Origin of the sequence: Leeuwenhoekiella polynyae, assembly GCF_004104075.1 — a bacterium.
Classification (GTDB): domain Bacteria; phylum Bacteroidota; class Bacteroidia; order Flavobacteriales; family Flavobacteriaceae; genus Leeuwenhoekiella; species Leeuwenhoekiella polynyae.
The window spans coordinates 53,465-78,443 of record NZ_QOVK01000018.1 but is presented as its reverse complement, the minus strand read 5'-3'; the positions used below and the strand labels follow the sequence as shown (position 1 = coordinate 78,443).

Annotated in this window: 21 protein-coding genes; 8 read left to right on the top strand and 13 right to left on the bottom strand. The window is 39.1% G+C overall.

Going from position 1 to position 24,979, the window contains the following annotated elements:
- The first annotated feature begins 43 nt into the window (after positions 1-43).
- Positions 44-628 carry an RNA polymerase sigma factor gene (locus tag DSM02_RS15730; RefSeq protein ID WP_128766513.1) on the top strand — a complete coding sequence of 195 codons (585 nt, stop codon included), beginning with the start codon at positions 44-46 and terminating at the stop codon, positions 626-628.
- A gap of 58 nt (positions 629-686) precedes the next feature.
- A complete protein-coding gene (locus DSM02_RS20420; protein ID WP_164918327.1) occupies positions 687-833 on the top strand; it encodes a hypothetical protein in 147 nt (48 codons plus the stop codon).
- Between the two features lie 59 nt (positions 834-892).
- Here DSM02_RS20420 and DSM02_RS20695 read toward each other — a convergent pair whose 3' ends face one another.
- The gene (locus DSM02_RS20695) at positions 893-1,024 is read right to left on the bottom strand and encodes a hypothetical protein (protein ID WP_262707857.1); all 132 of its coding nucleotides are present in this window, start codon (positions 1,022-1,024) and stop codon (positions 893-895) included.
- A gap of 235 nt (positions 1,025-1,259) precedes the next feature.
- The gene (locus DSM02_RS15725; protein WP_128766512.1) at positions 1,260-1,913 is read right to left on the bottom strand and encodes an endonuclease III domain-containing protein; all 654 of its coding nucleotides are present in this window, start codon (positions 1,911-1,913) and stop codon (positions 1,260-1,262) included.
- Positions 1,914-2,000: 87 nt separating this feature from the next.
- Between DSM02_RS15725 and bcp the strand changes: the two genes are divergently transcribed.
- Positions 2,001-2,456, top strand: a complete 456-nt coding sequence (gene bcp / locus DSM02_RS15720) for a thioredoxin-dependent thiol peroxidase (RefSeq protein WP_128766511.1) — start codon at positions 2,001-2,003, stop codon at positions 2,454-2,456.
- A gap of 96 nt (positions 2,457-2,552) precedes the next feature.
- Here the strand turns inward: bcp and DSM02_RS15715 are convergent, their stop codons facing one another.
- Complete coding sequence (locus tag DSM02_RS15715) at positions 2,553-3,632, bottom strand: zinc metalloprotease (RefSeq protein ID WP_128766510.1); 1,080 nt, start codon at positions 3,630-3,632, stop codon at positions 2,553-2,555.
- Between the two features lie 172 nt (positions 3,633-3,804).
- On the opposite strand from DSM02_RS15715, the gene DSM02_RS15710 reads away from it, so the two are divergent.
- The 3 genes from DSM02_RS15710 to DSM02_RS15700 all read left to right on the top strand — a co-directional run bounded on the left by DSM02_RS15710 (position 3,805) and on the right by DSM02_RS15700 (position 5,910).
- Positions 3,805-4,812, top strand: a complete 1,008-nt coding sequence (locus tag DSM02_RS15710) for a cytochrome-c peroxidase (RefSeq protein WP_240674078.1) — start codon at positions 3,805-3,807, stop codon at positions 4,810-4,812.
- Between the two features lie 140 nt (positions 4,813-4,952).
- Positions 4,953-5,297: a hypothetical protein gene (locus DSM02_RS15705; RefSeq protein WP_128766508.1), complete on the top strand. Its 345-nt coding sequence runs from the start codon at positions 4,953-4,955 to the stop codon at positions 5,295-5,297.
- 106 nt (positions 5,298-5,403) lie between these two features.
- On the top strand, positions 5,404-5,910 hold the full coding sequence (locus tag DSM02_RS15700; protein ID WP_128766507.1) for a hypothetical protein: 507 nt from the start codon (positions 5,404-5,406) through the stop codon (positions 5,908-5,910).
- A gap of 403 nt (positions 5,911-6,313) precedes the next feature.
- Here the strand turns inward: DSM02_RS15700 and DSM02_RS15695 are convergent, their stop codons facing one another.
- The 5 genes from DSM02_RS15695 to DSM02_RS15675 all read right to left on the bottom strand — a co-directional run bounded on the left by DSM02_RS15695 (position 6,314) and on the right by DSM02_RS15675 (position 15,147).
- Positions 6,314-8,566 carry a S9 family peptidase gene (locus tag DSM02_RS15695; protein WP_128766506.1) on the bottom strand — a complete coding sequence of 751 codons (2,253 nt, stop codon included), beginning with the start codon at positions 8,564-8,566 and terminating at the stop codon, positions 6,314-6,316.
- Between the two features lie 3 nt (positions 8,567-8,569).
- A complete protein-coding gene (locus tag DSM02_RS15690) occupies positions 8,570-9,961 on the bottom strand; it encodes an aminopeptidase P family protein (protein ID WP_128766505.1) in 1,392 nt (463 codons plus the stop codon).
- Positions 9,962-10,403: 442 nt separating this feature from the next.
- Positions 10,404-10,796: an acyl-CoA thioesterase gene (locus tag DSM02_RS15685; RefSeq protein WP_128766504.1), complete on the bottom strand. Its 393-nt coding sequence runs from the start codon at positions 10,794-10,796 to the stop codon at positions 10,404-10,406.
- 106 nt (positions 10,797-10,902) lie between these two features.
- Positions 10,903-13,926, bottom strand: a complete 3,024-nt coding sequence (locus DSM02_RS15680) for an AAA family ATPase (RefSeq protein ID WP_128766503.1) — start codon at positions 13,924-13,926, stop codon at positions 10,903-10,905.
- A gap of 3 nt (positions 13,927-13,929) precedes the next feature.
- A complete protein-coding gene (locus DSM02_RS15675; protein ID WP_128766502.1) occupies positions 13,930-15,147 on the bottom strand; it encodes an exonuclease SbcCD subunit D C-terminal domain-containing protein in 1,218 nt (405 codons plus the stop codon).
- A 197-nt stretch (positions 15,148-15,344) separates the two neighbouring features.
- On the opposite strand from DSM02_RS15675, the gene DSM02_RS15670 reads away from it, so the two are divergent.
- The gene (locus tag DSM02_RS15670; RefSeq protein ID WP_164918326.1) at positions 15,345-15,704 is read left to right on the top strand and encodes a hypothetical protein; all 360 of its coding nucleotides are present in this window, start codon (positions 15,345-15,347) and stop codon (positions 15,702-15,704) included.
- Between the two features lie 19 nt (positions 15,705-15,723).
- On the opposite strand, the gene DSM02_RS15665 is transcribed toward DSM02_RS15670, so the two are convergent.
- The 4 genes from DSM02_RS15665 to DSM02_RS15650 form a co-directional block, all read right to left on the bottom strand.
- A complete protein-coding gene (locus DSM02_RS15665; protein WP_128766500.1) occupies positions 15,724-16,542 on the bottom strand; it encodes an oxidoreductase in 819 nt (272 codons plus the stop codon).
- A gap of 239 nt (positions 16,543-16,781) precedes the next feature.
- Positions 16,782-17,945 (bottom strand): BamA/TamA family outer membrane protein, encoded by a 1,164-nt coding sequence (locus DSM02_RS15660; RefSeq protein WP_240674077.1) that lies wholly within the window; start codon positions 17,943-17,945, stop codon positions 16,782-16,784.
- A gap of 147 nt (positions 17,946-18,092) precedes the next feature.
- A complete protein-coding gene (locus DSM02_RS15655; RefSeq protein WP_128766498.1) occupies positions 18,093-18,629 on the bottom strand; it encodes a hypothetical protein in 537 nt (178 codons plus the stop codon).
- A gap of 89 nt (positions 18,630-18,718) precedes the next feature.
- Positions 18,719-19,300, bottom strand: a complete 582-nt coding sequence (locus DSM02_RS15650; RefSeq protein WP_128766497.1) for an O-methyltransferase — start codon at positions 19,298-19,300, stop codon at positions 18,719-18,721.
- Between the two features lie 456 nt (positions 19,301-19,756).
- Between DSM02_RS15650 and DSM02_RS15645 the strand changes: the two genes are divergently transcribed.
- Positions 19,757-21,409: a MutS-related protein gene (locus tag DSM02_RS15645; protein WP_128766496.1), complete on the top strand. Its 1,653-nt coding sequence runs from the start codon at positions 19,757-19,759 to the stop codon at positions 21,407-21,409.
- Between the two features lie 78 nt (positions 21,410-21,487).
- Here the strand turns inward: DSM02_RS15645 and DSM02_RS15640 are convergent, their stop codons facing one another.
- A complete protein-coding gene (locus tag DSM02_RS15640) occupies positions 21,488-23,803 on the bottom strand; it encodes a TonB-dependent receptor (RefSeq protein ID WP_128766495.1) in 2,316 nt (771 codons plus the stop codon).
- Between the last annotated feature and the right edge of the window lie 1,176 nt (positions 23,804-24,979).

Sequence of the window (24,979 nt, the reverse complement as noted above, 5' to 3'; positions counted from 1 at the left end):
ACCGGTCCTTACAGGATCAACTTTAACCTACAAAAGTAATTTTATGGAAGATATGTTAATAACTGACGCAGTCCTGGTCAGCAACTACATACAGGGCGATGAAGCGGCACTTTCTGTTTTAATATCGAGACATCAACAACGCATATATAGTTTTATTTATTCTAAGGTTTACGACCGGGATGTAACTGAAGACATTTTTCAGGATACCTTTATCAAAGTAATTCGCACGTTAAAACGCGGCGGATATAATGAAGAGGGCAAGTTTTTACCCTGGGTGATGCGTATCGCGCACAACCTGGTGATTGATTATTTTAGAAAGAACAAGCGCATGCCGAAGTTTGATAATACCGGCGATTTCAATATTTTTTCTGTTTTGGGAGATCCTGATCTAAATGCTGAAAAGCGTATTATTAAAGATCAGGTAGAAGAAGATGTGCGTAAACTCATTGAGGAATTGCCTGAGGATCAACGCGATGTTCTGTTGATGCGTATCTATAAAGATATGAGTTTTAAAGAAATTGCAGAGCGTACCGATGTAAGCATCAACACGGCATTGGGGCGTATGCGTTATGCGCTGATCAACCTGAGAAAGGTGATTGAAAAAAACAATATAATTTTAACAAATTGAGATAAACTAAATCTAAAAAGTGTGCGTTATAGGTAAACTATTAACCAAACGTCATTTGATGGAAAACATTTACTCCAAGAAATCGTGTGATCACGATAAAAATTTACAACCCTCTAAAGAGACGGTTAACCGCATTTTAAATTATTCTAAGGCTTTAAGTGTTATGAATACCAAATTTGGGAAGATTGAGAACCTTCTCAATTAAAACTGAAAAGCCCCGCTAAACAGCGGGGCTTTTTGATTTAAGGTTATTAAGATCATTTTTTAAGACCGAGGCAATTTAAAACGACTTAAAACTTTATATACATTTTCAGGGTCTTCTTGAGCGTGATAGTTAAAATGAATTTGTTCAATATTTACTTCATAGGTTTCGCCCGAATATGGATATTCTGGCATGCAAATCAATTTGGGTTTGAATTTCGTTTCTTGAGTGAGAATAGCTATAGGATTTTCAATAGCTACACTCCAAGTTGCTTTGCCACCGCTTATTAAGGGGAGGTAGTTATTAAGAATAATGTGTTTGATGATATCTGATATTTTCTAATTGGATTGAATTGTGATCTCTTGTAAATGGGAATTTATATCATCTCCTGCAGCTACACTGTCTCTATTAATTTTTATAGTTTTCACCCTATTTCTTCTTATAATATTCCTTTAAAACACTTGTACGTCCTATGGTTGCGGTGATGATATCTTTATTCAGGTCCCATCCGCGGGCCGGACTGTATTGCCGTCCGTACCAAATGATTTGCAGGTGTAGTTCGTTCCAAAGATCTTTAGGAAAAAGCCGCTTGGCATCTTTTTCGGTTTGAACTACGTTTTTACCGTTGGTTAAATTCCAGCGGTACATGAGCCGGTGAATGTGCGTATCTACCGGAAATGCCGGTATATTAAAGGCCTGTGCCACCACAACACTTGCTGTTTTATGGCCTACCGCCGGCAACTGCTCCAGTTCTTCAATACTTTCAGGAACCCTTCCGTTATACTTATCAATTAAAATATGGGAGAGTCCGTATATACCTTTTGCTTTCATCGGCGACAAGCCCACCGGTTTGATGATCTCCCGTATTTCTTCCACAGAAAGCTTTATCATATCATATGGGTTGTCGGCAACTTCAAATAATAATGGTGTGATTTGATTCACCTTGACATCGGTACTTTGCGCACTCATCAAAACAGCGATGAGCAATGTATATGGATCTTTATGATCTAACGGGATGGGAATTTGTGGATACAACCGCTTTAACGTATCTATAACAAAGGTTACCTTATCGGCTTTAGTCATTATCTGTAATTTTAGGGTCTGAATGCAAAAGAAGCAATTGCTTCACTATAATTAAAGTAATAATAAGAATAATAAAAATAAACCGACATGAACATGCTTAAAGAAGGAGATCAAGTACCAGAATTTACAACAACAGATCAGGACGGTAACGCAGTAAGATGGAGTGATTATGCAACTAAAAAAGTTGTGGTGTTCTTTTATCCTAAGGCTTCTACACCGGGTTGTACAGCTGAAGCGTGTAACCTGAGAGATCATTATAAAGAGCTACAAGCTGCAGGTTACGAGCTGTTGGGAGTAAGTGCAGATTCAGAAAAACGCCAAAGTAATTTTAAGACTAAATATGAGTTTCCATTTCCGTTATTAGCAGATGAAGATAAAACCGTCATTAATGCTTTTGGGGTATGGGGACCTAAGAAATTTATGGGGAAAGAATACGACGGGATTCACCGCACCACCTTTATTGTAGAGAATGGAACGGTAACCCGTGTCATCGGAAAAGTAAAAACTAAAGATCACGCTGCACAGATTTTGAGCGGGGGTTAGATTTTTAATATAAAGTAAAAAGAGGTTTATTTATTAGACAAACCTCTTTTTAGACTACTTAAATAAAGTCACAAATTTAATTTCAAATCAAGATTCTTAGTCAACAAACATGTTGAAATTTACTTCAAAGAAATTATTTGGATTGTCAATTGAAGATATTCTTAGTCTAAAATCTCCATCATTATCATTGTTCCCAGCACCAAATTTTCCGCTTGGATAGTTCCAAATACCATCATTCTTTACATTTTCATTAATTCTTAAAACTTCATTGCCAGAACTAAATTGATCAAAATAGACTTTTATATTAACATAATCTTCTTGACAAAAATAATGAGGTATCCAAGAGGTAGACCAATCTCCACTTCCAGAAACTAGTTCATCACCTTCTTTAGGGTATTTTATAGCGATATCATCATAAAGCCAAAGAGTTGCTTTTTCGTCATAAATAGAGAAATCATTCCAGGAATTTAAAGCTGTACCTCCGTTCATAACAGAGTTTGAATCTGTATCAGGTGTACCAACAATTTTTTGTAAATACCAAGCATTTGGAGAGTTTGTATGACCGAAACCAATATTATGTCCTATTTCGTGAACCATATTATAAACTTTTTTTGAATGAGGCACATTATAATTGTTATAAAAATCTAAGTTTAAAATAATTGTTGAACCAACGTTACATCCAAATGGAACTGATCCCATAGCTATGGTACCATTTTGTAACTGACCATAATCAGATCTTACGATAATATCAGAATTAGGACTATTAGAGTATGTTATATCTATTTGAGATGATGTTCCTTGATATTTTAAACTATTCCAAAGATTAGCTGCTTCTTGAACAGCAATTCTCCAATTATCTGCACCCGATGATGGGATCGAATTGTCAACATAAATAGTTATGTTCTTTATATTTTCTTTAGAAACTAATGAATCATTTTTCCAACTAAATTGTTTTGACTGATTTTTTGAAAATTTCTCTTTAGGTATCATTATGTCTCCCTCTATAACTATATAGCTTTCAAAATCAAAGGTATCTATGGGAATAGGAGTGTTTGATTTGATTACATCCAGATATTTTATATTTTCTGAATTAGATAGCGTGTTATCTTGATCTGTTGAACATCCTTGTATCAAGATAGAAGTAGTAAATAAAATTAATAGGTAGTAATTTTTCATAATAAAAGATTTAAAAGATTTCGTGAGCTAAATTATCAATGTTTTGTAAGTGTCTTATTTCCAAATAATTAATTTTTTTATTGTTGTGTTACTTTAGCGTTAATATTACTTCAATCCCATAACGCGCAGTTGGGTTGCTATTCGCAAAACTTCCGGTTTATGGGAGCCGGTGTTGCATAAGCCCTTCAATTTTGATGCCCCTACCTTCTTTGAAGAAGATTCTTTTAATGTTGAATACTTCAGGGCGATCACCAATCGCAATCCTTCTGAAGCTAAAATTGCATTGGGCAAACGCTTGTTCTTTGATAAGAATTTATCTCAGGCTAAGGATATGGCTTGCGTGACCTGTCACAATCCGAAGTTGGCTTATACAGACGGACTCGTAACCAATCTGAATAACTCGGGTAATCCGTTAAAACGCAATTCACCTACCTTGATCAATGCTATCTTTCAACGTGGTTTTTTCTGGGATGGCAGAGCCGAAACGTTACTGGCGCAAATTTCTGGCGTGTTCACCAATAAAGAGGAATTCAACAGCAGTGTTCATGAATTTTCTGATGAGGTTCTGAAAGATTCTACGTATTATGAGGCTTTTAAAGAAGTCTTTGGTACGCGCCGTAAATGGAGTAATGACGAAACCATAAAAGCGCTTTCGGCTTATATTTCTACGCTTAACGGTTTCAGTTCTAAATTTGATAAAAATATCAGAGGTGAAGTAGACACGTTCACAGCGTCTGAAAAACTGGGTATGAACTTGTTTATGGGAAAAGCTTTGTGCGCGACATGTCACTTTATGCCTTTGACCAGCGGAACCGTTCCGCCATTTTTTACCGATACAGAAAAAGAAGTTATAGGAGTCCCGGAGACTGCAGCTAATAAACACCTTGATGATGATCTGGGGTTTTATTTTATGTATACTGAGCCTATACAATTAGGGATGTTTAAAACCCCTACGGTGCGTAATGTGGCGCTTACCGCGCCGTATATGCATAATGGAGTATATCAAACGCTTGAAGAAGTTGTAGACTTTTACAATACTGGGGGAGGTGCCGGTTTGGGCTTTGACCTGCCGCACCAGACTTTGCCCTTTGATGATCTCAATCTTACTGATACTGAGCAAACAGCTCTGGTGGATTTCTTAAAAACCCTTACAGCTGTCCCTCAGGAAACCGAATATTAGCTTTCTTTAAAGCGCGTTTGAAGCTCATAACTATTTAAATCTCGGTGACTGCGTAAAATAGTTCAAACTTTAGCAACAACTTAACAGGTAGCTGTTTTAACTTTGTGCCTGTAATGAAGGCATTTATCTATTCTGTATGTATGTTCGTGTTCCTGCTTTTTGGAGTAGGGCAGACGACGTATGGGTTTTCTTCAGAAACGACTTCTTTACAAAAACACAATACCTCAAACCATACAGCGGTTATTGAGCATGCCAATGATAAAGCGGTTACCGTTGAGCAACTCACGCTTGAAGCGCCTGAAGTTTCGGTGAGTGTTGAACTCCAACAACCGCAGACGGATCGCTTCAGTAGTTTTAGCGGTTCAGGAAAGTATCCTTACCCGTTTGCATTATCGGATGATTCCAAGTATTTGGAGCGATCCCTGTTCATCAATCCGTCGTGTGCCAGGCTGGTGCTTATATTTCCATTCCATTTATTTCCGTAATCCGTATTCTTTTTTAAAGCATACGTATGCAGGTTATTAATCTGTAATACGTCTATGTGATGCTTTGCATCCCTTCACTATTTTAAAAACAGCATACCTTATTATTATGAAAATAGATATGATTTTGGTTTTCGCCCTTGTGGTGGGAATCGTTGCAGTACCTTATATGTTCTTTATTTTTTTTGGATCAAACACGACCAAAAAGATCCATGCTAAATTTAAAGAAGAAGCCTCTAAAAATGATTTGTCTTTCGCGCAAAGCGAAAAGTGGAACGGTCGTCAAATAGCTATTGATACGACTAAAAATGTTTTATTGTATGGCCAAATCATACAAGAGAAACTCATTTTTGAATACCTGGACCTTACTCAATTCAGTCAGGTGAATATCCTTGAAGATTTAAAAACCAAACGCATTGACGGAAAGGTATCCACAACTTTAGAGCATCTTGCTTTAACCTTGACTCCTCAAGGAACTGGAACTCCTGTAACACTTAATTTTTACGATTCGCTTTTTGATGCGTCTCAAAACTTTGAACAGAAACGCGCTCAGCAGTGGAAAAATACCATTGCTCAGCAACTCCATATTAAATCAGCTCACCATGTAGCTGCTTAATGTGCCTTTTTCCCCTATAGGCAAAAACCTCGGTCTTCTAAGAAGCCGAGGTTTTTTTATTGGCACCGCCAAAGGGTTTTACTATCCCAAGGCTTGCCTCGAAATTGAACATTTGTTTCTAATGAATGTTTCGTGGTCTTGCCCCCGAGGTTTTTTATTGGCACCGCCAAAGGGTTTTACTATCCCAAGGCTTGTTTCGAAATTGGACATTTGTTTCTAATGAATGTTTCGTGGTCTTGCCCCCGAGGTTTTTTATTGGCACCGCCAAAGGGTTTAAATATTCCCAGGCTTGCCTCGAAATTGGACATTTGTTTCTAATGAATGTTTCGTGGTCTTGCCCCCGAGTTTTTTTATTGGCACCGCCAAAGGGTTTTACTATCCCAAGGCTTGCCTTCAAACTAATTTATTTCCCGTTATGACTGAATAAATAATTAGTCAGTAACGTATATAAATGTCTTCGGGTATTTTCGCCTTCGTAAATACCATGTGAACGGTTGGGGTAGGCCATCATCGTAAACTGCTTGTTGTTTTTGATGAGTTCGTTGACCAGATACTCCATATTTTGATAATGTACATTATCATCACCGGTACCGTGAACCACCAGTAAATTTCCTTCTAGATCTTTTGCATAGGTTGCAGGCGAGCCTTCAATGAAGTCTTCTTTGTTTTCCTGCGGAAGTCCCATATAACGCTCCTGATAAATGTTATCGTAGAACATTTGATTCGCTACTGCAGCTACCGCCATTCCGGTTTGATAAAGTTCAGGATATCTAAACATCAAGTTTAATGTCATGGAGCCCCCGCCGCTCCAGCCCCATACCGAAACGCGGTCTTTATCTAAGAAAGTCCATTTTTTCAAAAGAGCTTTTGTTGCCATCGCCTGGTCGCGAGAATTGACCACACCTACTTTGCGGTAGATTGACTTACGCCAGTCGCTTCCTTTTAGAGAAGGCGTACCGCGGTTATCCATATTGATTATCACAAAGCCATTTTGCGCTAAAAAGATGTCGTATAGACCTATGAAATTATCGGTGGCCATTTGCCCCCAAGGTTCACCGTATACGTGAAACAGCACCGGGTATTCTTTAGAAGCATCAAAATCTGTTGGCTTAGTGATACGGCCTTCAACTACAATACCGTCTTCGGTCTCTATCTGAAAGAACTCAGTTTCGGGTATAGCTAGAGTTGCCAGTTTATCCTTCAGTGCTTGATTGTCAACTAAGGTTTTAATGGTTGCATGCTTGGGTAAACTTATCAAACGTGTTGTAGTGGGGGTAGTCACATCGGTGTGATTGTGAATAGCATATTTTCCATTAGGAGCGATTTGATACGTATTGATTCCTTCAAATGTTGCCGGAGTCAAACGCTGGGGTGTTCCTTTTCCGCTTAGTGATGCTTTAAATAAATAGCGTTGTGCAGGGCTTTCGGGCGAAGCCGAAAAGAATACTTCTTTATCTGTTGCAGTATAAAAAGCCGCTACATCATAAGCACCGGGCGTCAACAACGTCTTTTTACCATCTTTAAGACGCACTTTATAAATGTGTCTCCACGCGTCATTTTCGGTCATTCTTAAAAAAGCCGACTGATCATCGGTAAGTAACAAGTCGTTTTTACCCCATTGATTGGCGGAAACATCAGGATAGCCCAGATCAACCCAGGTATCTTCTGTTTCGGTATATACGTTTTTAATCGCGTCTGTAGAAGGCGTATAGGTAAAGATCTTAAGTGTGTTTTGCTTGCGGTTTAATTGCTGAATCAATAAGAGGTCTTCATGAATCCATTGTATAGCAGGAATGTAATGTTGCACGGCATCTCCGGGTACAGCGATCCAATGGGTCTTTTGAGTTTCGGTATTTACAATACCTACTTTAGCCGAAGACGGATCGTAACCGGTTTTAGGATACTGTAAGGGAATAGGCTTAGCATATACCGAATCTGTATTGTTTATCATATAAAACGTGCCTATTTCTGAAGCATCCAGTTGCCAATACGCGATGTGCTTTCCGTCAGGATTCCAACGAAAGCCATCACGAGCCCCAAATTCTTCTTCATAAACCCAGTCAAAAGTTCCGTTGATGATATCGCCGGTTCCGTCTGTGGTGAGCTGCGTTACTTCACCGGTTTTGAAGTCTTCTTCGTATAAATTGAAGCCTGAAACATAAGCTACCTTTTTATTAGCATCCGAAAACTTGGCAAACATCAGCGAAGAGGAGGGAAGCTCGGTTCCCAGTTGCTTCAGCTTTTTAGTATCCAAATCATAAACCCAGTAATCGCCTTTTGTATTAGAACGCCATACCCGACTGGTATTGGTAAAGATCAATACTTTGCTTTCATCCTTAGAAAGGCTGAAATCTGCTACACGTAAAGCTTGACTAGCTCCGGCAGGCGTAAGCGCATCAGCACTTAAAAAGACTTCCTGATCGTTAGATTTACTCTCATATTTGATCAATTGGTCCTCTCCAGAATCCGTACGCTCTATGGTTACAAAAGCCTCGCCATTGTTAATCCAGCTGATGGAGCGGGCATTGTCACCATTAAATTCAGATGAGTAAATTCGATCTAAAGTCAGTTTAGCAGGATCTTGCTCCTGAGCGGTGGCCGTAAGCCCAATATGGGCTACCACTAATACAACGAATAGGTGTTTTAAAATTCTCATGATTTAGTTGTTTCTTAGTTTTTCGATATCTGCTACGGTTTTTGCAAGTGGTTCTCCCAGGAGATCGCTGCCTTCTTTTGTAATCACAAAATCTTCTTCAACGCGGATACCGCCAAAGTTTTTGAACTTTTCAACTTCATCATAATTCACAAAATCCATATACTTATTTTGAGCTCTGCGCTCGTCAATCAAAAACGGATTGAAATATAGACCCGGTTCTACAGTAAGCACAAAATCTTCTTGGAGTTCTTTACCCAGACGTAAGGATTTTAAACCGAATTCTGTACTCTTTTCAAGTTCTGGCGTGTAGCCTACATACTGCTCGCCCATATTTTCCATATCATGAATATCAAGCCCCATCATATGGCCCAATCCACACTGAAAGAACAAGGTGTGCGCTCCTGCAGCAACAGCATTGTCTGCATTGCCTTTCATCAAACCTAAATCAGTAAGGCCTTCTACTAGTTTTTTAGAAGCTAAGAGATGCACCTCTTTAAACCGAATACCGGGTTTTAAAACTTCAATTGCCGTATTATGCGCGTTGAGCACAATATTATAGACGTCTTTTTGAAGTGGGGTAAAGGTTTTGCCTGCAGGGAAGGTACGGGTCATATCCCCCCCATAACCCATTTTATTATAGGCCCCACTATCACATAAAACCAGATCCCCTTCATTCAATGTTGCTGTTGTCGCGTGGTTGTGCAGGTATTGCCCGTTTTTAGTTAAAATAATGGGAAAGGCAAGACCACCACCGCCACTTACTGCAATACCATTTAAAGCACCGGCAACTTCCATTTCGGTCATACCGGGTTTTGTATTTCTAATGGCATATTCATGCATTTTGCGGGTGATGTTTACCGCTTCGTTTAGCTCTACGAGTTCTTCCGCAGATTTGCGTTCGCGCTGTGCTACAATAGCTTGAATGAGTGCAGTTGATTTGTTCGCTTCCACTTCCGCAAGCGGAATATTTAATAAGTTACTAATTGCAATCTTTTGAGCTCCACGATACGGGGGTAAGTAATGTACGTGTAGGCCTTTATCTAACTGGGTTTTTAAATAAGAAGCAACCTGATCCAGGGGCTTAACAGTACTGAAGCCTGACTTTTCAGCGAAGCTTTCCAGTTTTTCCGGAGCGCCGATCCATACCTTTTCTTCGGGAGTCGCATTGTTTCCAAAAAGGATTTCTTCGCCGGTATCTATATTGATCAGAAAATAAAGGTCTGGAATGTGATCAATTCCGGTATAGTATAAAAAGCTGCTGTCTTGCTTAAAAGGGTACCAGTTATCGGCATAGTTCATCGAACTTTCTCCGTTACCGGGTAACAATACGATGCCACTTTTCAGCGTTTGTTTTAAGATGTTTCGTCTGTTGACGTATGTGTTTTTAGGGAACATAAAGATGTAAAAGTTTTAAAAATTTATTGGCACCGCCAAAAGGTTTAATATTCCGTCCCGATAGGTATCGGGATGCCTCGAAATTGAAAATTTGTTTCTAACAAATGCCTCGTGGGCCTGCCTTTGTCGGCAAACAGGCTTGCCCCGAGGTAGTTTACGTCACCGGTTTGAAGATTTCTGTGTATATAGAGCGCCAAAAACCGGGCATGGGCTGCTAAATTATCAAAATGCATCGGGACTGAATAAACAGCAATTGCCCTATTGTATGCATTTATTAGCATGTAAAGACAATAAGAGGCTAAAATTGCCTCCTTTTATGCGAACTATAGAACTTGACTCGATAATCGGGAGGTAACTACTTTGAGGCTTGACTCGAAGTCAAAAACTGTTTCATTGGCACCGCCAAAGGGGTTAATATTACAAGGCTTGTCTTCAAGTAATTTTAGGGGTGCTCCAGCCTGTTTTTTACATATTCAATTTGGGTTTTACCGTGGGGTTTGGCGTTTCCGTTTTCATCCAGACCCACCATTACGATTTTATCAATGGTGATGATGGTTTCCCGAGTCATTTTATTACGGACTTCACATTTTAACGTTAATGAAGCCGTACCAAATTTCACGGGTTCAAGACCTATTTCTACAATGTCCCCTTCGCGGGCGCTGGCTTTAAAATCTATTTCGCTGATATACTTAGTCACTGTACGTGGATTCTCTAATTGAATGATTGCATATAAAGCAGCTTCTTCGTCAATCCACTCTAACAGCCGACCTCCAAAAAGGGAGCGGTTGGGATTTAAGTCCTGTGGTTTGATCCATTTTCGGGTGTGGAAATTCATGGTATTTGTCTTTAAAATTTCTACTGTAAAGTTAGGATTTATACCTTCTAAATCTGGCTAATCACAGCTTGTTTCCTCTATGGGATAATAGATATTTTAGATGATATTAAACTACGTTAAGTGTGCTGTATCCCTGTCCGTTTTGGGTTAACTGAATTTGCGTTGCGATGCGTTCTTTTAGACTGTCTACGTGGCTGATGACGCCGATCATCTTAGCCGATTCCGCTTGAAGGACCTCGAGGGTATCCAGGGTTTGATCTAGCGTTTCGGGATCCAGTGTACCAAAACCTTCGTCGATGAAGAGGCTGTTGATTTCAATATTTCGCGAAGCGAGATCTGATAGGGCCAGTGCAAGCGCCAGACTCAGGATAAAGGTCTCCCCGCCGCTTAAGGTTTTAATAGATCGGCGTTGCCCGCCCATATGCTCGTCTATAGCCACCAGAGAATCGTCTTCTTCATCTCCCGGCTGATCAATGCGGTAGCGGTCTGTAAGCTGTTCCAAGCGTTTATTAGCGAGTTGCAAGAGTTGTGTAAGGGTTAAATCCTGCGCAAAATCATTGAATTTATCACCTTTAGAATCGCCAATGAGATCTTTAAGAATAAGCCAATGTTCTGCGTTTTTTAACTCTGTATCAATTTGTGTTTTTAAATCAGAAATCCACTTTAAATATTGCTTTTGATTTAAAAGAATGCGAGAGACTTCTCCCGCTAGTTTTTCATTTTCTGTGAGTGCATTTGTTTTTATCTGCTGCTGTTCTAGCAACTTTTCTAGAGGAATCTCATCTGTAGCATCGGTTAAGGTTTTAACCTCTTCAAGAAGTTTATTTCGCAGGGTTTTTAAACGCAAGAGTTCGTTTTCAAGTTCCTGATTTTCTTGCGCCCAGGCCTGTGCCTGAGTTGCGTTGAGCCGATTAGCTATTGCAGCTTCTATAGCATCGTAACCTTTTGGTTTCAGTTTGTTGAGTACGTCAGAATTTAGTGTTTCGTGCTCTTTTTCAAGTTTTTGCAAGGTTTCTTGGGCAGCTTTTAAAAGTTGATTTTGTTGAGCATTAGCTTGCTCGTTGCGATTCCAGGAAGTTTCAGCTTCACTGATTTCTTGTTCAAATTTGTCCCCTTTAAATAAGTTTGCGATTGCTTTTTTCTTCTCGATACCGGAATCAATAAGCTTTTGAAGTTCCTGGGTTTGAGCTTTTAGATTTGCATAAAGACTGCGTGTTTCTTGCAACTTTTTAGCCGTTGCCAATTCTTGTTCTTGTTTTTCTAAAATGTTTTCTATTGCTGTAAAATCGTTGTCCTGAATTTCTTCAAGCACTGTTTTAAATTGTGTTTTGAAGTCATTTTGAACCTTTTGAAAATCTGCTGTACCGGTATGTATGCGCTGTTGCAAATCGGTGCTTTGTTGTGTGAATTGCTTTAAAGCTGTTTGGTGTTCGGCAAAGGATTTGTTTAAGGCTTTAAGCTCTTGTTCCAACTGGTTTACCGCTTTTTTCAAACCATTTTCTTCCTGCGGAATGTGTTTTGCAAATGGATGATGTACCGATCCACATAAGGGACAGGCTTCATCGGGTTTTAAATCTCTACGGAAATCTTCTAATTGTTTTTGCAGTTGTTCAACTTCAAGTTTGTGTTGTTTGGCTTCCAGTCGGGCTTCTTTCAGCTCAATCTCACTTTTGAGTTTAGAAAGTTTTTCAGGTAAATTGGTCGATTGGCTTTCCAGCTTTTTCAACTCGTTTTGTTGCTCCTGAAGTCTTGATTTTTGGTTCTCCAGATCCCGATGTGCTTTTTCAGCCTGGCGGATGAGCCGCAGTTTTTGCTGCAGTTTTTCTTGTTGGTCTTCAACCGAATGGTTTGTCAAATCAAATTGTTGCTCCAATTTTTGATAAGCAGCAGAATTCTCCCGTTCCTGGGTTTCTAATTCTTTCTGAAAAGCAATCAAATTTGAAACAGAAGCGGTAAGGTTTAAAGGTCTTGCTGAAGTTTCAATATGCGATTTAGTCGTTTTATACGTGGCAGCAATCGTACTGCGCTCTGCAATCAGTGTACGTACGTGGTCTTTATATGCTGCTACTTTATTGGAGAAATCATCAGGAGTGACTGCTAATTGAAACGTATCTTTAAAGCGTTCGGTTAAATAATCGCGTTGTTTTTTAGTTTGTTGAATCGCTTCACCGGCAACTGTTATTTCCTGCTTTTTATCTTTTAGTTTGTTTTGTAAACTTTGCCACTGATTGAGTTCTTCACCAAACAATTGTATCTCTTGATGCCGTTTTAAAGCCTCGCCTTTTTTGGTGTCAAATTCTTCTTTTTGAAGCGCAACACGTTCCAGTTGTTGCCTAGTTTGCTTCAGTTGATTTTGTTCTTTTTGAAGCTTATTTTTAAGATCAAGTTCTTTAGCGAGCCGTTCTAATTCTTGTTGAAATTGTTTCTTTTCTGCAGCTAATTTTTCAGCTTGCTGTTGCTTTTCAGCAAATATCGATTCTTCTAATAATTGCTCTTTATAGGTTTCAATTTTAGTGCGTTTAGTATCTATATCTTTGGCGTGCTCTTTATGTTTCAGAAAAACTTCTTGTCCGATACGGCGGTAGATTTCGGTACCCGTAATTTTTTCTAGCAATGCGCCGCGTTCCTTTTTAGGCACTTGTAAAAACTTAGCAAATTCACCTTGAGCGAGAACAACCGACTTGATAAACTGGTCGTAATTGAGACCGATGAGCTCCTCATTTTTAGTAGGCACATCAGACTTTTTTAAGTCTAAAAGCGTGTTGCCGGTAACATTGGCAATCTCCATATGATAGTCGCGCAGGTTTCCGTTTCTATTGGTAGAGATTTCCCATTTTGATGCGAAAATTCCGTCTTTACATTGGTAGGTGATTTCTGCAAATGCATCACTCTGATTGCGGGTAAGAATGGCTCCTTTTTTTAAAACCTCAGTGGTGCTCATTTTACCAAGTCGCGGCACCTGATTAAACAGCGCTAAGGAAATCACATCGAGAATGGTGGTCTTACCACTGCCGGTGGGACCGGTGATGGCAAACAAACTGTTTTGTAAAAAGGGTTCTTTAGTAAAATCGATCTTATGCTCGCCGCGTAGCGAGTTGATATTTTTAAATGCGATCTTTAATATTTTCATAGCTTAAGCCTGATCTGCTGTATGTATTTCCTCTAGAATTTCTTGAAAAGCCTGAATTACCCGTGCTTTAATTTCGGTATCGTAACTGTTTTGCTCCAGCATTTTTTGAAACACTTCTTGTGGCTTGAGATCTTCCAGGTGGATATGGGATTCAAAGAGTTTCCCGGTTTCCTGAAGTCGGTTTTTAAAGCTAGCCCGATGCTTTACTATTTCTAGTCCGGGTGTATCAAAGTTGGTGACGCTTTCATCTAATTGAGCCAGTACATGCGCATCAAAATCATCTTCAATAAGTTCGACTTCAATCAGATCTGTGAGTTCACCTTGTGGAGTAAGATTGCTCAGTTTCGCTTTTATATTTTCTAAAGTACCGCTAATCTTATGCAGTTTTCTAAAATTGGGTATCGAAAGACTCTGCGGTTCAAAACCGGTTGTAGTATCTAAAATCAGCACTCGTTTTTCATCACTGCGCTCACTAAACGAAAGGGGTAGCGGCGAACCGCTGTAAAACGTAGGAATGGCAGCACTCACGCGTTGGGGTTTATGAATATGTCCCAGCGCCACATAACTGAAATAATCCCCAAACTGACTCGCCTGAAAAGCGGCCTGATTCCCGATTTGTATATCGCGTTCGCTGTCTGAGGATTCAATTCCTGCTGCATACACATGTCCCATTGCTATCACGGGCAGACCGGGATAGTTTTGGTTACACAGGTCTGCTGCTTGTGCAAACGTGGCTTCAATCCCTTTGCGAATGGCTTCAATGCGGTTATCATAGGTAACGCCGGTTTCGACACTGCGTATGTCGCTGTCCCGCAAAAACGGAATTGCAGCGATCACAAGTTCGGTTTCACCGGCTTTGTTGGGCACCGGGATGAGACAGTCCGCAAGATTCTGGGGCAACCCCCCAATGATGTGAACATTGAGGGCTTCCAGGATTTCACGGGGTGCGTCTAACATCGTGGGCGAATCATGATTCCCTCCGGTAATGATGATTTTACAGTTGAGCGAACTCAATTTCTTAAGTGCAAGGTAATATTGCCGGCGGGCTTCTGCAGATGGATTGGCCAGATCAAAGACATCCCCTGAAATCAAGAGCAATTCTATTTCTTCTTCACGCATAAGGGGAATGAGCCAATTGATAAACAGCTCAAAATCTGCGTGTAAATAATGCTTGTGTAATTTTTTTCCGATGTGCCAATCGGCGGTATGCAGGATTTTCATGTGCCCGTTTTTAATCGCGTAGGAGGAAAGTCGAAGTTACAAAAATTGATAAGTAGAACGGGAGGGTTATTTAAGGTAAAATAGGTAATAATTGAAAGGTTAAGCTTTATTGATTGGGCTGAAACTCACTTTTACATGACTATCAAAACCAATAGAACTTTTTGCAGTAATTTTAAGCTACTAGTAAATTAGGTTTCATGGGATTATTTGATAGGTTTTTGGGTAAGGCGAACACTAAAAAGATAGAAATGAACCAGCACGCTGTAATCGTGAGTTTTCAATATGCTCTGGATGATTTACAGCCACTCTATAACCTGGAGGACAAACTTGAAAAATTGATAGAAAATGAGGGTGTAGGGGAGTTTGACGGTCATGAAATAGCTTTAGATTTAAGTGATGGATTCTTGTATATGTATGGACCTAATGCAGAGTTGCTTTACAAAGTAGTTCGTCCTTTACTGCAACAAACTGCGTTTATGAACGAAGCAACCGCATTACTAAGGTTTGGGCCACCGGAAGATGGAGTGCAAGAAATAAGAGTTGATATAAACGATTAATCTTAGGGTTTATAAAATATCACTTATACTGCGACATAATAATCTTTTCATAAATCCCATCTCCTAGCCATTTGCGTAAGGCCATCGCAGGTTTTGCCATAAAACCTTTTGCATATCGGCGTTTTGGATTTTTTACTGTTGCGGCTTTAGCAATGGTTTTTCCTAAAATTGATACATCGGTTAAGCGATCACTGGTGTAGGCATCGTGCATACTGTCTGCTGCAGCATTGGCAAAATCAGCATAAGCACCAGACCCTGAATTTTCTTTCAGGTTTTTTGCCGCAATGGTTCCCCAATCGGTTTTTATGGCTCCCGGTTGTATGATCACCACATCTATATCAAAAGCTTTCAATTCAAGGCGTAAACAATCGCTCCAGCCCTCAAGTGCGTGTTTTGTAGCGTGGTACCAAGCACCAAAAGGGGTGTATATTTTTCCTGCCATTGAGGAGATATTTACAATCCTACCCTGTTTATTTTTTCGCATACCTGGGAGAACCAATTGTGTGATGCGCGCCAGACCGAAAAGATTCACTTCAAACTGCCGTTTTGCTTCTTCAATAGCAACATCTTCTACGGCTCCGTAAGATCCGTAACCGGCATTGTTGATCAGCACGTCAATACGTCCTTCTTGTTCAAGAACAGCATTTACACAAGTTTTTATAGATTCCTCATCGGTCAGGTCGAGAAACTGCGTATGCATACCTACTTTTTCGAGATCTTGCATTTCTTCAATTCTGCGTGCTGCCCCATAAACGGTGTGACCTTTTTCAAGTAAATTTTTGGCAGTAGACTTTCCTATACCTGAACTCGCTCCGGTGATTAAAATAACTTTTTGCATAGTAGCTTTATTTTTTTCTTTTGAAGGTACTCAATAATGCAGCACTTTCGGTTTTAGGGTATACTTTAAATTGAATAACCTTAAATACTGAATGTGTTTGTTTCAGATTGAGGTGAGATTTGACAGCTAACTTTACGCGATAATCGAGATTAAATACACCGAGGCTTTTCCTGTTCTAAAAATGTAGTGTTCCGTTTCATGCTTTGTGGGCCTGACTGGCTTGACCTGAAGTAGTTTGCTTAAAAAGCTTCACCGATACTTAAATAGAAATTATTTCCGTCTGGAGTAAACGCATAGTCAAAGCGTAAGTAAATATCCTTTTTCTGAAAGAGTAAAAAACGGGCACCGGCACCGGCAGACCATTTTAGATTGTTCATTTTGATTTCATCAAACCCATCAAAAACTTCGCCTACACCGGTAAATACCGTTGCGCCAATACGATTCGTAAACCCTAATTTGAGCGGTAAGAAACGGTATTCAATTTGAGCAGCAAGCTGATTTCGGTCTCTAAATCTTCCTTTAAAATAACCGCGCATCATGCTTTCTCCACCCATATAGGAGAGTTGATTAAACGGGACATCGCCTCCAAAATTAAACTCACCCAAAAGCTGTGCAGCAAGCACATCGTTTTTGCCTATTTTTTTGAAAAACCGGTTGTCAGTCGTGATGATTTGATATTTCACATCGCTTTTCCAGAACGGATTGTAGTTGATATAGGCAAACTCACTGAAAAATGCATCGCGCTCATTCAATACATTATGCCGCTCGTCATAAACCAATCCTAATCCCATACCAAAGCTGGTCGTGCCTTCGGCTCCGAATGGTAAATCAAAATCAACTAAAGGTTCTTCTTCATCCGGACTTTTAAAGGTTATGTTACTCAGACTTCTAAAATCGGTTTCTAAACCGATGTAAAAGTTTTTTGCCACGTTTCTTAAAACCCGTTCTTTGATCCGTATTTGAGTGGCATCAACCAGAGCAATATTTTCTTTTGGAACCTCATTACCTATCCCGTAATATTTAAGCGGAAATTGTTCAAAATCTAAATCACCCAGAAAAAACCACTTATCCTGATCAGCATATACAGCGTGATTGATGCGAAGACCGTATTGCCCATTAAAGGTGAAAAAGGCATAGGCGTTTATTTCGCTAAGCCTGTTGTTGATATCTTCATTGGCATAAAAGACATAAAGCGGTACTACTCCAAATTCAACGCCAGTTTCCGGGCGGTACCCCATAACGGGATAGACAAGGAATTGTGCTTTTTCTTGCGAAGTGGTATCCTTAAAGATGCTGTTGATGTAACGGGAAATGAATCCTCTTTTTGGTTTTTCAACTTTAGATTCTGTATCCTGTGCTTGCATCTTGAGACCCAGAAAGAGAACTAAGCTAAACTTTAGCACTAGGAAACATAATTTTCTCGGCATAGTATGTTTTCAGGTAAAAATAGCCTTTTACAAACTGAAAAAAATCAACTCAATATATAAGGAAATCCTAATTTTTAAGCTGAATCACCTTATATCCTGATTGATTAAATGCTGACTTGCAGTCTATTTAAAAAGTAACCACCCCAAGCGAAAGCCTAAAATTGGAGAGAAATACGCTTTATTATAATCATTAAAACCAAGACCGCCTCCTAAATTGAGATCTAACTTAAACCCGCTCTTGTAATATCGTTGCAATCCCCAGATTGGCCCAATCACGCCAAAGTAATCTTCATAATACTCCAGATTACCAATTATAGGTTTGCCAGTTTGTAATGCACCACTTAAAGCCAGGTAATTAGCGCTGTTATTTGTAGTGTTTCTGTCTTTAGTATTCCTTTTTTTAAAATTGTAATAATAGCGGTATTGTATGTTAAAAATAGGGTAAACACCATAGCCTTCTCCAAAAAAGCCCTTGCGATACGCGAAGCCAGTACCTAATCTAAGATCTAATGTGGTTGTATTGGTTAGCCCAAATTCGTATTCTAAGCCCGGAGTCAAAATGTTTACTGAAAACAGCCTTTTTTCTACACCGGTTTGTTGTTGAGCATTAACCGCAAAAAGAGTGCAAAAAGAGAAGCTTAAAAATAGAATGTACTTCATGTGTGATTGTAGTTATTCGATTGATTTGGTAAATATATAGAAGCATACCTTATTAGTTATGATTATATCTTCAATATTTTACTGCGCTTTTACTGCTTTTTTGTAGCAATAATGATTCCGGTTGACCAATTCATTTTTGTAAGGTTAAAGTCTTTTCTGTTCTCTAAATATTTAACGAGTTGATCTACAGTGTCCTGATGCCCTTCAGGCCAATTGGGTTGTGCCTTCATATCGTCAATAATATAGAAACCACCCATTTTCACAAGTTCTAAAATTTGATCTATTTCACTGTATTTTCCTGGCCAGGCATCTGCAAAAATCAGATCAAACTTTTCGCCGTTATAGTTTTTTATCCACGTTGATCCATCAGCACAAATCAATTCTACTCGTGCGTCTTGAGCAAAAAAATCTTCAGCTATTTTGATGAGCTCCGGGTTGTTATCAATCGATGTTATTTTTGATTTGGCATCCATCCCGTCTATCATCCAAGATAAGGAAAGCCCAATTCCGGTTCCCAGCTCTAGTATATTAGACTTCGGTTTAGCAGTTATCAAGGTTTTTAAAAGTGACCCGATATACAGATCTGATGGCATTGTAAAACCGATTTCTTTCGATTTTTTTTCAATTGCTGAATGCTTATCAGGAAGGTTTAAAACAGGTGAATCGTCCATAAGAATTGTTATATCAATTATTGAAAATTACTGCTTTTTAGTTTAACTGTGATTTTACCACGGAATCCTTTCAGCATTATCACTGAAAAACTTTCTGGCAGGCGTGTACACATCTAGGAAGGTTTGTTTGATGATAAAACAAGTGGAAACTTCCGTTGTTAAAATTTGTTGTGGTATATCCCGATTCTATTGCCAGTTAAATCTTTTAGATGTTTTTGGGTAGTGGTGGTTAAAACCCCTTTCATGAAAACCTTTGCTGGTCCCTGTAAGCTTTACTATCTAGATCCATAAACCTTTCTGTAAAAGCTCTAGAATACTAGATTTTTTTAAATAATTTATATAAGCCATCAATGACATACAGATAATTAATTTTTATTTATTTAGAGCATATTCATTTTTAAAATAGTGAGGTAACTTGTATTTGTAACAATCTCAATAAAAATATACCTATATTTTATGCTGAATTATTATGCTTTTAGATTTAAAGAAGGTCTCTCTAAAATAGGTTTAGGTGTAAAGAGCCGCAGTCAAACTAAACCTGAAAAAACTAAAAACACGATTAAAAAAGAGCTCTTTAATTTTGAACACATAGCACTATATTTCAGCAATAAAAAAACACATAATGCTTTTCAGGTTTTATCAGATCATACGTGTAATGATCTTGATTTTGATGAAGTGTTTCAGTTTTTAGACCGTACCCAATCCAGAGTGGGGCAGCAATACTTATATGACAAATTAAGATGCATTAAACTTGACGAAGCACAGACTCAAGAAGATGAGGTGCTTATAGAGCGACTGAGTAAAGATGCTGTATTGAGAAGTCAAATCCAAAAAGAATTAGACCGTTTAAAGCATAAAGAAGCCTACTATATTTCGAGCTTATTTCAAGAAGAACATATACAAGTACCCTCGTGGTTTTTAGCGATTAAACTGCTTTCCTTTACAAGTTTCTGCACTTTGATATTAACCTTTTTTAATCCGGTATTCTTCGCTGTTCTTTTAGGTGTTTTTTGCGTAAATTTTGTAATCCATTATTGGAATAAACGTAACTTAGTTAAGTATGTAAGCTCTATTCCACAGTTATTAAAACTCAATAAAGTAGCCAATCAATTACTTAAAATCGAATACACAAAGCCAGATGATTCAAAGATTTTAAAAGCTGTATCCCGTATAAACCAACTTAAAAACCGTACGCTTTTTTTTCAGATAGAAGCGGGAATACAAGGAGATTTTGAAATTGTACTATGGTTTCTTTTAGATATTATAAAAACCCTTTTTCTACTCGAACCTCTTTTTCTATTTGGTGCTTTAAAACGTTTAGATAGAGAACGCGTAGAAGTAGAAACTGTTTTTAAGTATGTAGGTCGTATAGATTCTTTATTGTCTGTAGCCTTACTGCGCAACGGACTCAATAGTTGGTGCACCCCTCATCTATCAGACGTAAATACAGGAGTTGTTGCAAAAGAAATTTATCATCCGCTTATTTCAGATTGTCAGGTAAATTCAATTGAAACCCGTGAGCGATCAGTCTTGTTGACCGGGTCTAATATGTCTGGTAAAACTACTTTTATTCGCACGATAGGCATCAATATTCTTTCTGGATTAACGCTTAATACTTGCTTTGCAAAACAGATGCAGTTTAGACCCATGCGTATTCTTTCAGCCATCCGTATTAGCGATGATTTGATGAATGATAAGAGTTATTATTTTGAAGAAGTACTTAGGATTAAAGCCCTTGTAGTGGCAGGAGAGGAAACTGTACCTAATCTTTTTTTACTTGATGAACTTTTTAAAGGAACCAATACAGCGGAGCGAATTGCGGCAGGAAAAGCGGTACTTTCTAATCTGGCTCAGCATGGAAATACGGTATTGGTGTCTACACACGATATAGAATTAACAGACTTACTTACTGAAACATATGAATTGTATCATTTTAGTGAATTTGTAGCGGAGGAGCGTATTATTTTTGATTACAAACTCAAAGCCGGAAAACTTAAGAACCGGAATGCAATTCGCATATTAGAGTTGAATAAATATCCTGTTACACTTATTGAAGAAGCTAAAAAGCTAGCTGCTGACTTTGATGATTTTAAGAATATTTCAGACTAAAGTCAAACTAGTTATACCATAAAATGCGACCACCCGCAGGTGATCGCATCTAAAGTCTAGAATAAAGAGCACTAAATTCTAAAACTTATAATTTAAACTGAGTCTGAAATTACGCCCCGGCTCACTTTGCCAGTATACATAAGAACCATAATCGGCTCCACTGTATAGGTATTCATTCAACACATTGTTGATGTTAAGCGCCACACGGAATTTGTTATTTTCCCAAGACAATGCGCTATCCATTCTAAAGTAGTCCGGAAGATCGGTTTCTCCATCAGCGCCCCAAGCCCAGGTTGAACGCTCTACGAGGTATTGATAACCCAACGAAACTCCAAATCCTTCTAAAGTACGTTCTTGAAACTTATAGTTGAACCACCCGTTTGTGATGTGTTTGGAGAAGCCTACCACTTTGTTTCCGTCTGCGTCTTCTACATTGGTATTCGCATAGTTCAGCACCACACCCAGACCGTTGATGATTTCTCCTCTCAGATCAAATTCGAAACCTTTTGAAGTCACATCGCTATCGATTTGAATGGAATAGTTAGGATCTGGTCCCGGTACTAAGATTTTATCTTTTTGAATGTTGAAATACCCTGCGGTAGCATTCCACTTTCCATCGCCAAACTCATATTTAAATCCTCCTTCAATATCTTGAGCAGTAACCGGATCAAAAGCATTTCCATCGGCATTTGCTCCCTGAGTAGGTAAAAACGACTGGTCATACATGGCATAAGCACTTAAATTATCCAGTATAGAATAAGAAGCAGCAACGCGCGGGGTAACTACTTTATCGGTTGAGGTAGAGCCATACGAGTTGGTTTTCATCTCTGTGTATCTTCCCGCCAGTGTTAGTCTTAAATCATCATTAAAAAACCCGAGCTCATCCTGAACATAATATGCCAAGTACTCGCTGCTTATAAAACCTGCGGTACGTTGTGTTAAGGGTACCGAGCGGTCAAAGACTGGTGCTATAGCAAGCGGCTGCGGATTGTAAATATTATATGGATTTTCTTCTGTATCAATATTGATCGCCTGTGACCAGTCTGCTATATATTCATTTTTACCGAAATCCAGTCCAGCTAGAACTTTGTGACTTACCGCACCGGTCTTAGCTTTACCGTTTATGAAAACCTGTCCCAATTTTTTTTCTTCTTTAGCGTCCCAGATACTTACGCTACGTATTAAATCACCATTTTCCTGAACGCCAAAAGTACTGTCAAGCCATAAACTGGAACCGCTGTGCTGGTAATTGAGATAGGCTAGTTGGGCATTTACAGTCCAGTTGAGATCTAATTGATGTTCAAAATTTATCAGTCCGTAATGTTCTTGCATAATAGCCGGACCTAACTTGGGATCAGATAGGGTGAAATCACGGTCAAGACTGGCATACTCACTGGGAGCAAAGACGTAAGCCGAACCGATTAAACGCGTTTTGTAATATTGATAGGTGTACTGAGCGGTAACCGAAGTTTTTTCATCAATTAGATATTTCACGGAAGGCGCAAGGGTGTAACGATTTTGTTCTTCAAAAGCACGATGTGCCTCCTGAGTGGTTCCTGCACCTACAAAACGGTATTGTAGTTTGTTGTTTTCAGAAAGTTTACCTTCTACATCAAGGGTGGCGCGTAAGGTGTTGTAACTTCCGGTCATCAGGCCAACTTCTCCGTGAGAAACCCCGGTTGGTTTTTTAGTCACCACATTGTAAAGTCCACCGGGTTCTCCGCTGGATAACATAAAAGCAGACGGACCTTTTACCACTTCAATACGCTCTACCAGCGCCATATCTTCGGCGAGTGGCCCCCAGGTAGAAAGTACATTTTGGCCATTTCTAAAGGGAGGAATTCTGAAACCACGCATATTGATACGGGCAAAATTCCCCCAGTGTTCGATCATCTGGGCGCCACTTACATTACGGGTAATATTTTCCATCATACTGATGGCTTGCTGATCTTCTATGACGTCAGCGCTAATAACCTGAATGTTTTGCGGCACTTTATTAAGCTCTTGCTGTAAACGCAGCGAAGATGAAGGATTGCGTTCTACATATTCGGTCTTACCGTGACCGGAAATAAGTATGTCATCTAATGCGCTCACATCTTCCTGAAGTTCTACATTAAAAGTAAGATCTCCATTTACGTTAATGTTTGCTTTTCGAAAGGTTTTAAAGCCCATTTCAGAAATGATAAGTGTATAGTTTCCCGGCTGCACATTGCTCAGTTTGTACAATCCAGAAGCATTTGTCGAAGTACCGTAATTGGTGTTTTCGAGATATACATTGGCGTTGGTGAGCGCATTGCCGTTAGCATCCAGCACCGTACCGGAGAGCGTGTGAGACTGCTGCGCAAAGAGAGCTGTTTGCAGGAGGATCAGCAGCATGAGTATGGATTTTTTCATCGTATATTGATTAGATTGATTATAAATAACGATGCGAATGTACTAAACGTTTTTATTTAGAATAAATAAAAATAAAAATATTTTATATAGGAGTTTATAACAGGCACGACCGTAGGAGGTTAATCCTAATTTTTTCGGAATGCTACAGCTGTAACACTACCGTGTATCTTTAAAATCTGACTTAATTTGAACCTTTTAAGCTTCAAATTATGGCTTCAATCCATCCACACACTTCTTTTGATGGTCATGAATAACAGGTGTTTGATTTTTAAAAATCGGTATTGGGTGAAGCATTTGCGGTGATGCGCTTTAAAGATGTGCCCGAAAATCCTGATTTACCACTTAGTTCGGAACATGCAAACCGCATGATGCCTATCACATTGCTTATTAACAGGATTATATCTTAATAGCACACGTTATTACCCTGTTAAGGTCATTAAAAATCCATTAAAACCGAAGTACAATCGCAATCAGTCTAAACCCAAAAAGAGACCGAAATTTTATTTAAAGCTCTTTTTAAAGGTGGAAGGGGATACGTGTTTGTTGATCAGGTGTTTGGGGTTCGTATTTTGAGGTGTTCCGTGATACATATGGGATGGAGGGGATGGTATTTTTTGATCCTAAATTTCAGGATAACTTATAAAAGATAGGCTTTCGGGCGATTGTTTCACACTTTAATATTAGACGTTGTTACCCAAAATCTTGGTACGACCTCTGGTCATGTGGCGGTTATCTATGAATGATCTATACGTTATCTATGCGCTATCTATGCTCTATCTATGCCTTATCCATAGGGTATGTATGGGTAAACCACGGGTGAACTACGGGTGAACTGCGGGTGAACCTCGGGTGAACGTATGTTTTTAAGGAAGTTTATAAGCACGTTGAAGGATGAAAACCTTAGTGGGCACTGAACCCGCCATACGCTGATGCGTAAGCATACGTAGTGGTTTGATTTTGAATCGTGTACGGCTAATATACTACAATTTGTGTCTTATGTCAAGAGGGAAGCATTTATCATACCGTGCTATTCATGTATTAGCAGGAGATGCAACTGTATGGCAACAAAGGAATATTTAAGTTGGCCAGAGCCTGTCTCTTTGATCATGTTGATTTTAAGCGGTAGACAACGTATTCTGACAGGGATTCTACCTCGTAATCAACTGAGGGATCATT

Bases quoted from the DNA above. Each gene is read 5' to 3' on its own strand.
- DSM02_RS15730 (WP_128766513.1), top strand. From the start codon at position 44: ATGGAAGATATGTTAATAACTGACGCAGTCCTGGTCAGCAACTACATA.
- DSM02_RS20420 (WP_164918327.1), top strand. From the start codon at position 687: ATGGAAAACATTTACTCCAAGAAATCGTGTGATCACGATAAAAATTTA.
- DSM02_RS20695 (WP_262707857.1), bottom strand. From the start codon at position 1,024: ATGCCAGAATATCCATATTCGGGCGAAACCTATGAAGTAAATATTGAA.
- DSM02_RS15725 (WP_128766512.1), bottom strand. From the start codon at position 1,913: ATGACTAAAGCCGATAAGGTAACCTTTGTTATAGATACGTTAAAGCGG.
- bcp (WP_128766511.1), top strand. From the start codon at position 2,001: ATGAACATGCTTAAAGAAGGAGATCAAGTACCAGAATTTACAACAACA.
- DSM02_RS15715 (WP_128766510.1), bottom strand. From the start codon at position 3,632: ATGAAAAATTACTACCTATTAATTTTATTTACTACTTCTATCTTGATA.
- DSM02_RS15705 (WP_128766508.1), top strand. From the start codon at position 4,953: ATGTTCGTGTTCCTGCTTTTTGGAGTAGGGCAGACGACGTATGGGTTT.
- DSM02_RS15700 (WP_128766507.1), top strand. From the start codon at position 5,404: ATGAAAATAGATATGATTTTGGTTTTCGCCCTTGTGGTGGGAATCGTT.
- DSM02_RS15695 (WP_128766506.1), bottom strand. From the start codon at position 8,566: ATGAGAATTTTAAAACACCTATTCGTTGTATTAGTGGTAGCCCATATT.
- DSM02_RS15690 (WP_128766505.1), bottom strand. From the start codon at position 9,961: ATGTTCCCTAAAAACACATACGTCAACAGACGAAACATCTTAAAACAA.
- DSM02_RS15685 (WP_128766504.1), bottom strand. From the start codon at position 10,796: ATGAATTTCCACACCCGAAAATGGATCAAACCACAGGACTTAAATCCC.
- DSM02_RS15680 (WP_128766503.1), bottom strand. From the start codon at position 13,926: ATGAAAATATTAAAGATCGCATTTAAAAATATCAACTCGCTACGCGGC.
- DSM02_RS15675 (WP_128766502.1), bottom strand. From the start codon at position 15,147: ATGAAAATCCTGCATACCGCCGATTGGCACATCGGAAAAAAATTACAC.
- DSM02_RS15670 (WP_164918326.1), top strand. From the start codon at position 15,345: ATGGGATTATTTGATAGGTTTTTGGGTAAGGCGAACACTAAAAAGATA.
- DSM02_RS15665 (WP_128766500.1), bottom strand. From the start codon at position 16,542: ATGCAAAAAGTTATTTTAATCACCGGAGCGAGTTCAGGTATAGGAAAG.
- DSM02_RS15655 (WP_128766498.1), bottom strand. From the start codon at position 18,629: ATGAAGTACATTCTATTTTTAAGCTTCTCTTTTTGCACTCTTTTTGCG.
- DSM02_RS15650 (WP_128766497.1), bottom strand. From the start codon at position 19,300: ATGGACGATTCACCTGTTTTAAACCTTCCTGATAAGCATTCAGCAATT.
- DSM02_RS15645 (WP_128766496.1), top strand. From the start codon at position 19,757: ATGCTGAATTATTATGCTTTTAGATTTAAAGAAGGTCTCTCTAAAATA.
- DSM02_RS15640 (WP_128766495.1), bottom strand. From the start codon at position 23,803: ATGAAAAAATCCATACTCATGCTGCTGATCCTCCTGCAAACAGCTCTC.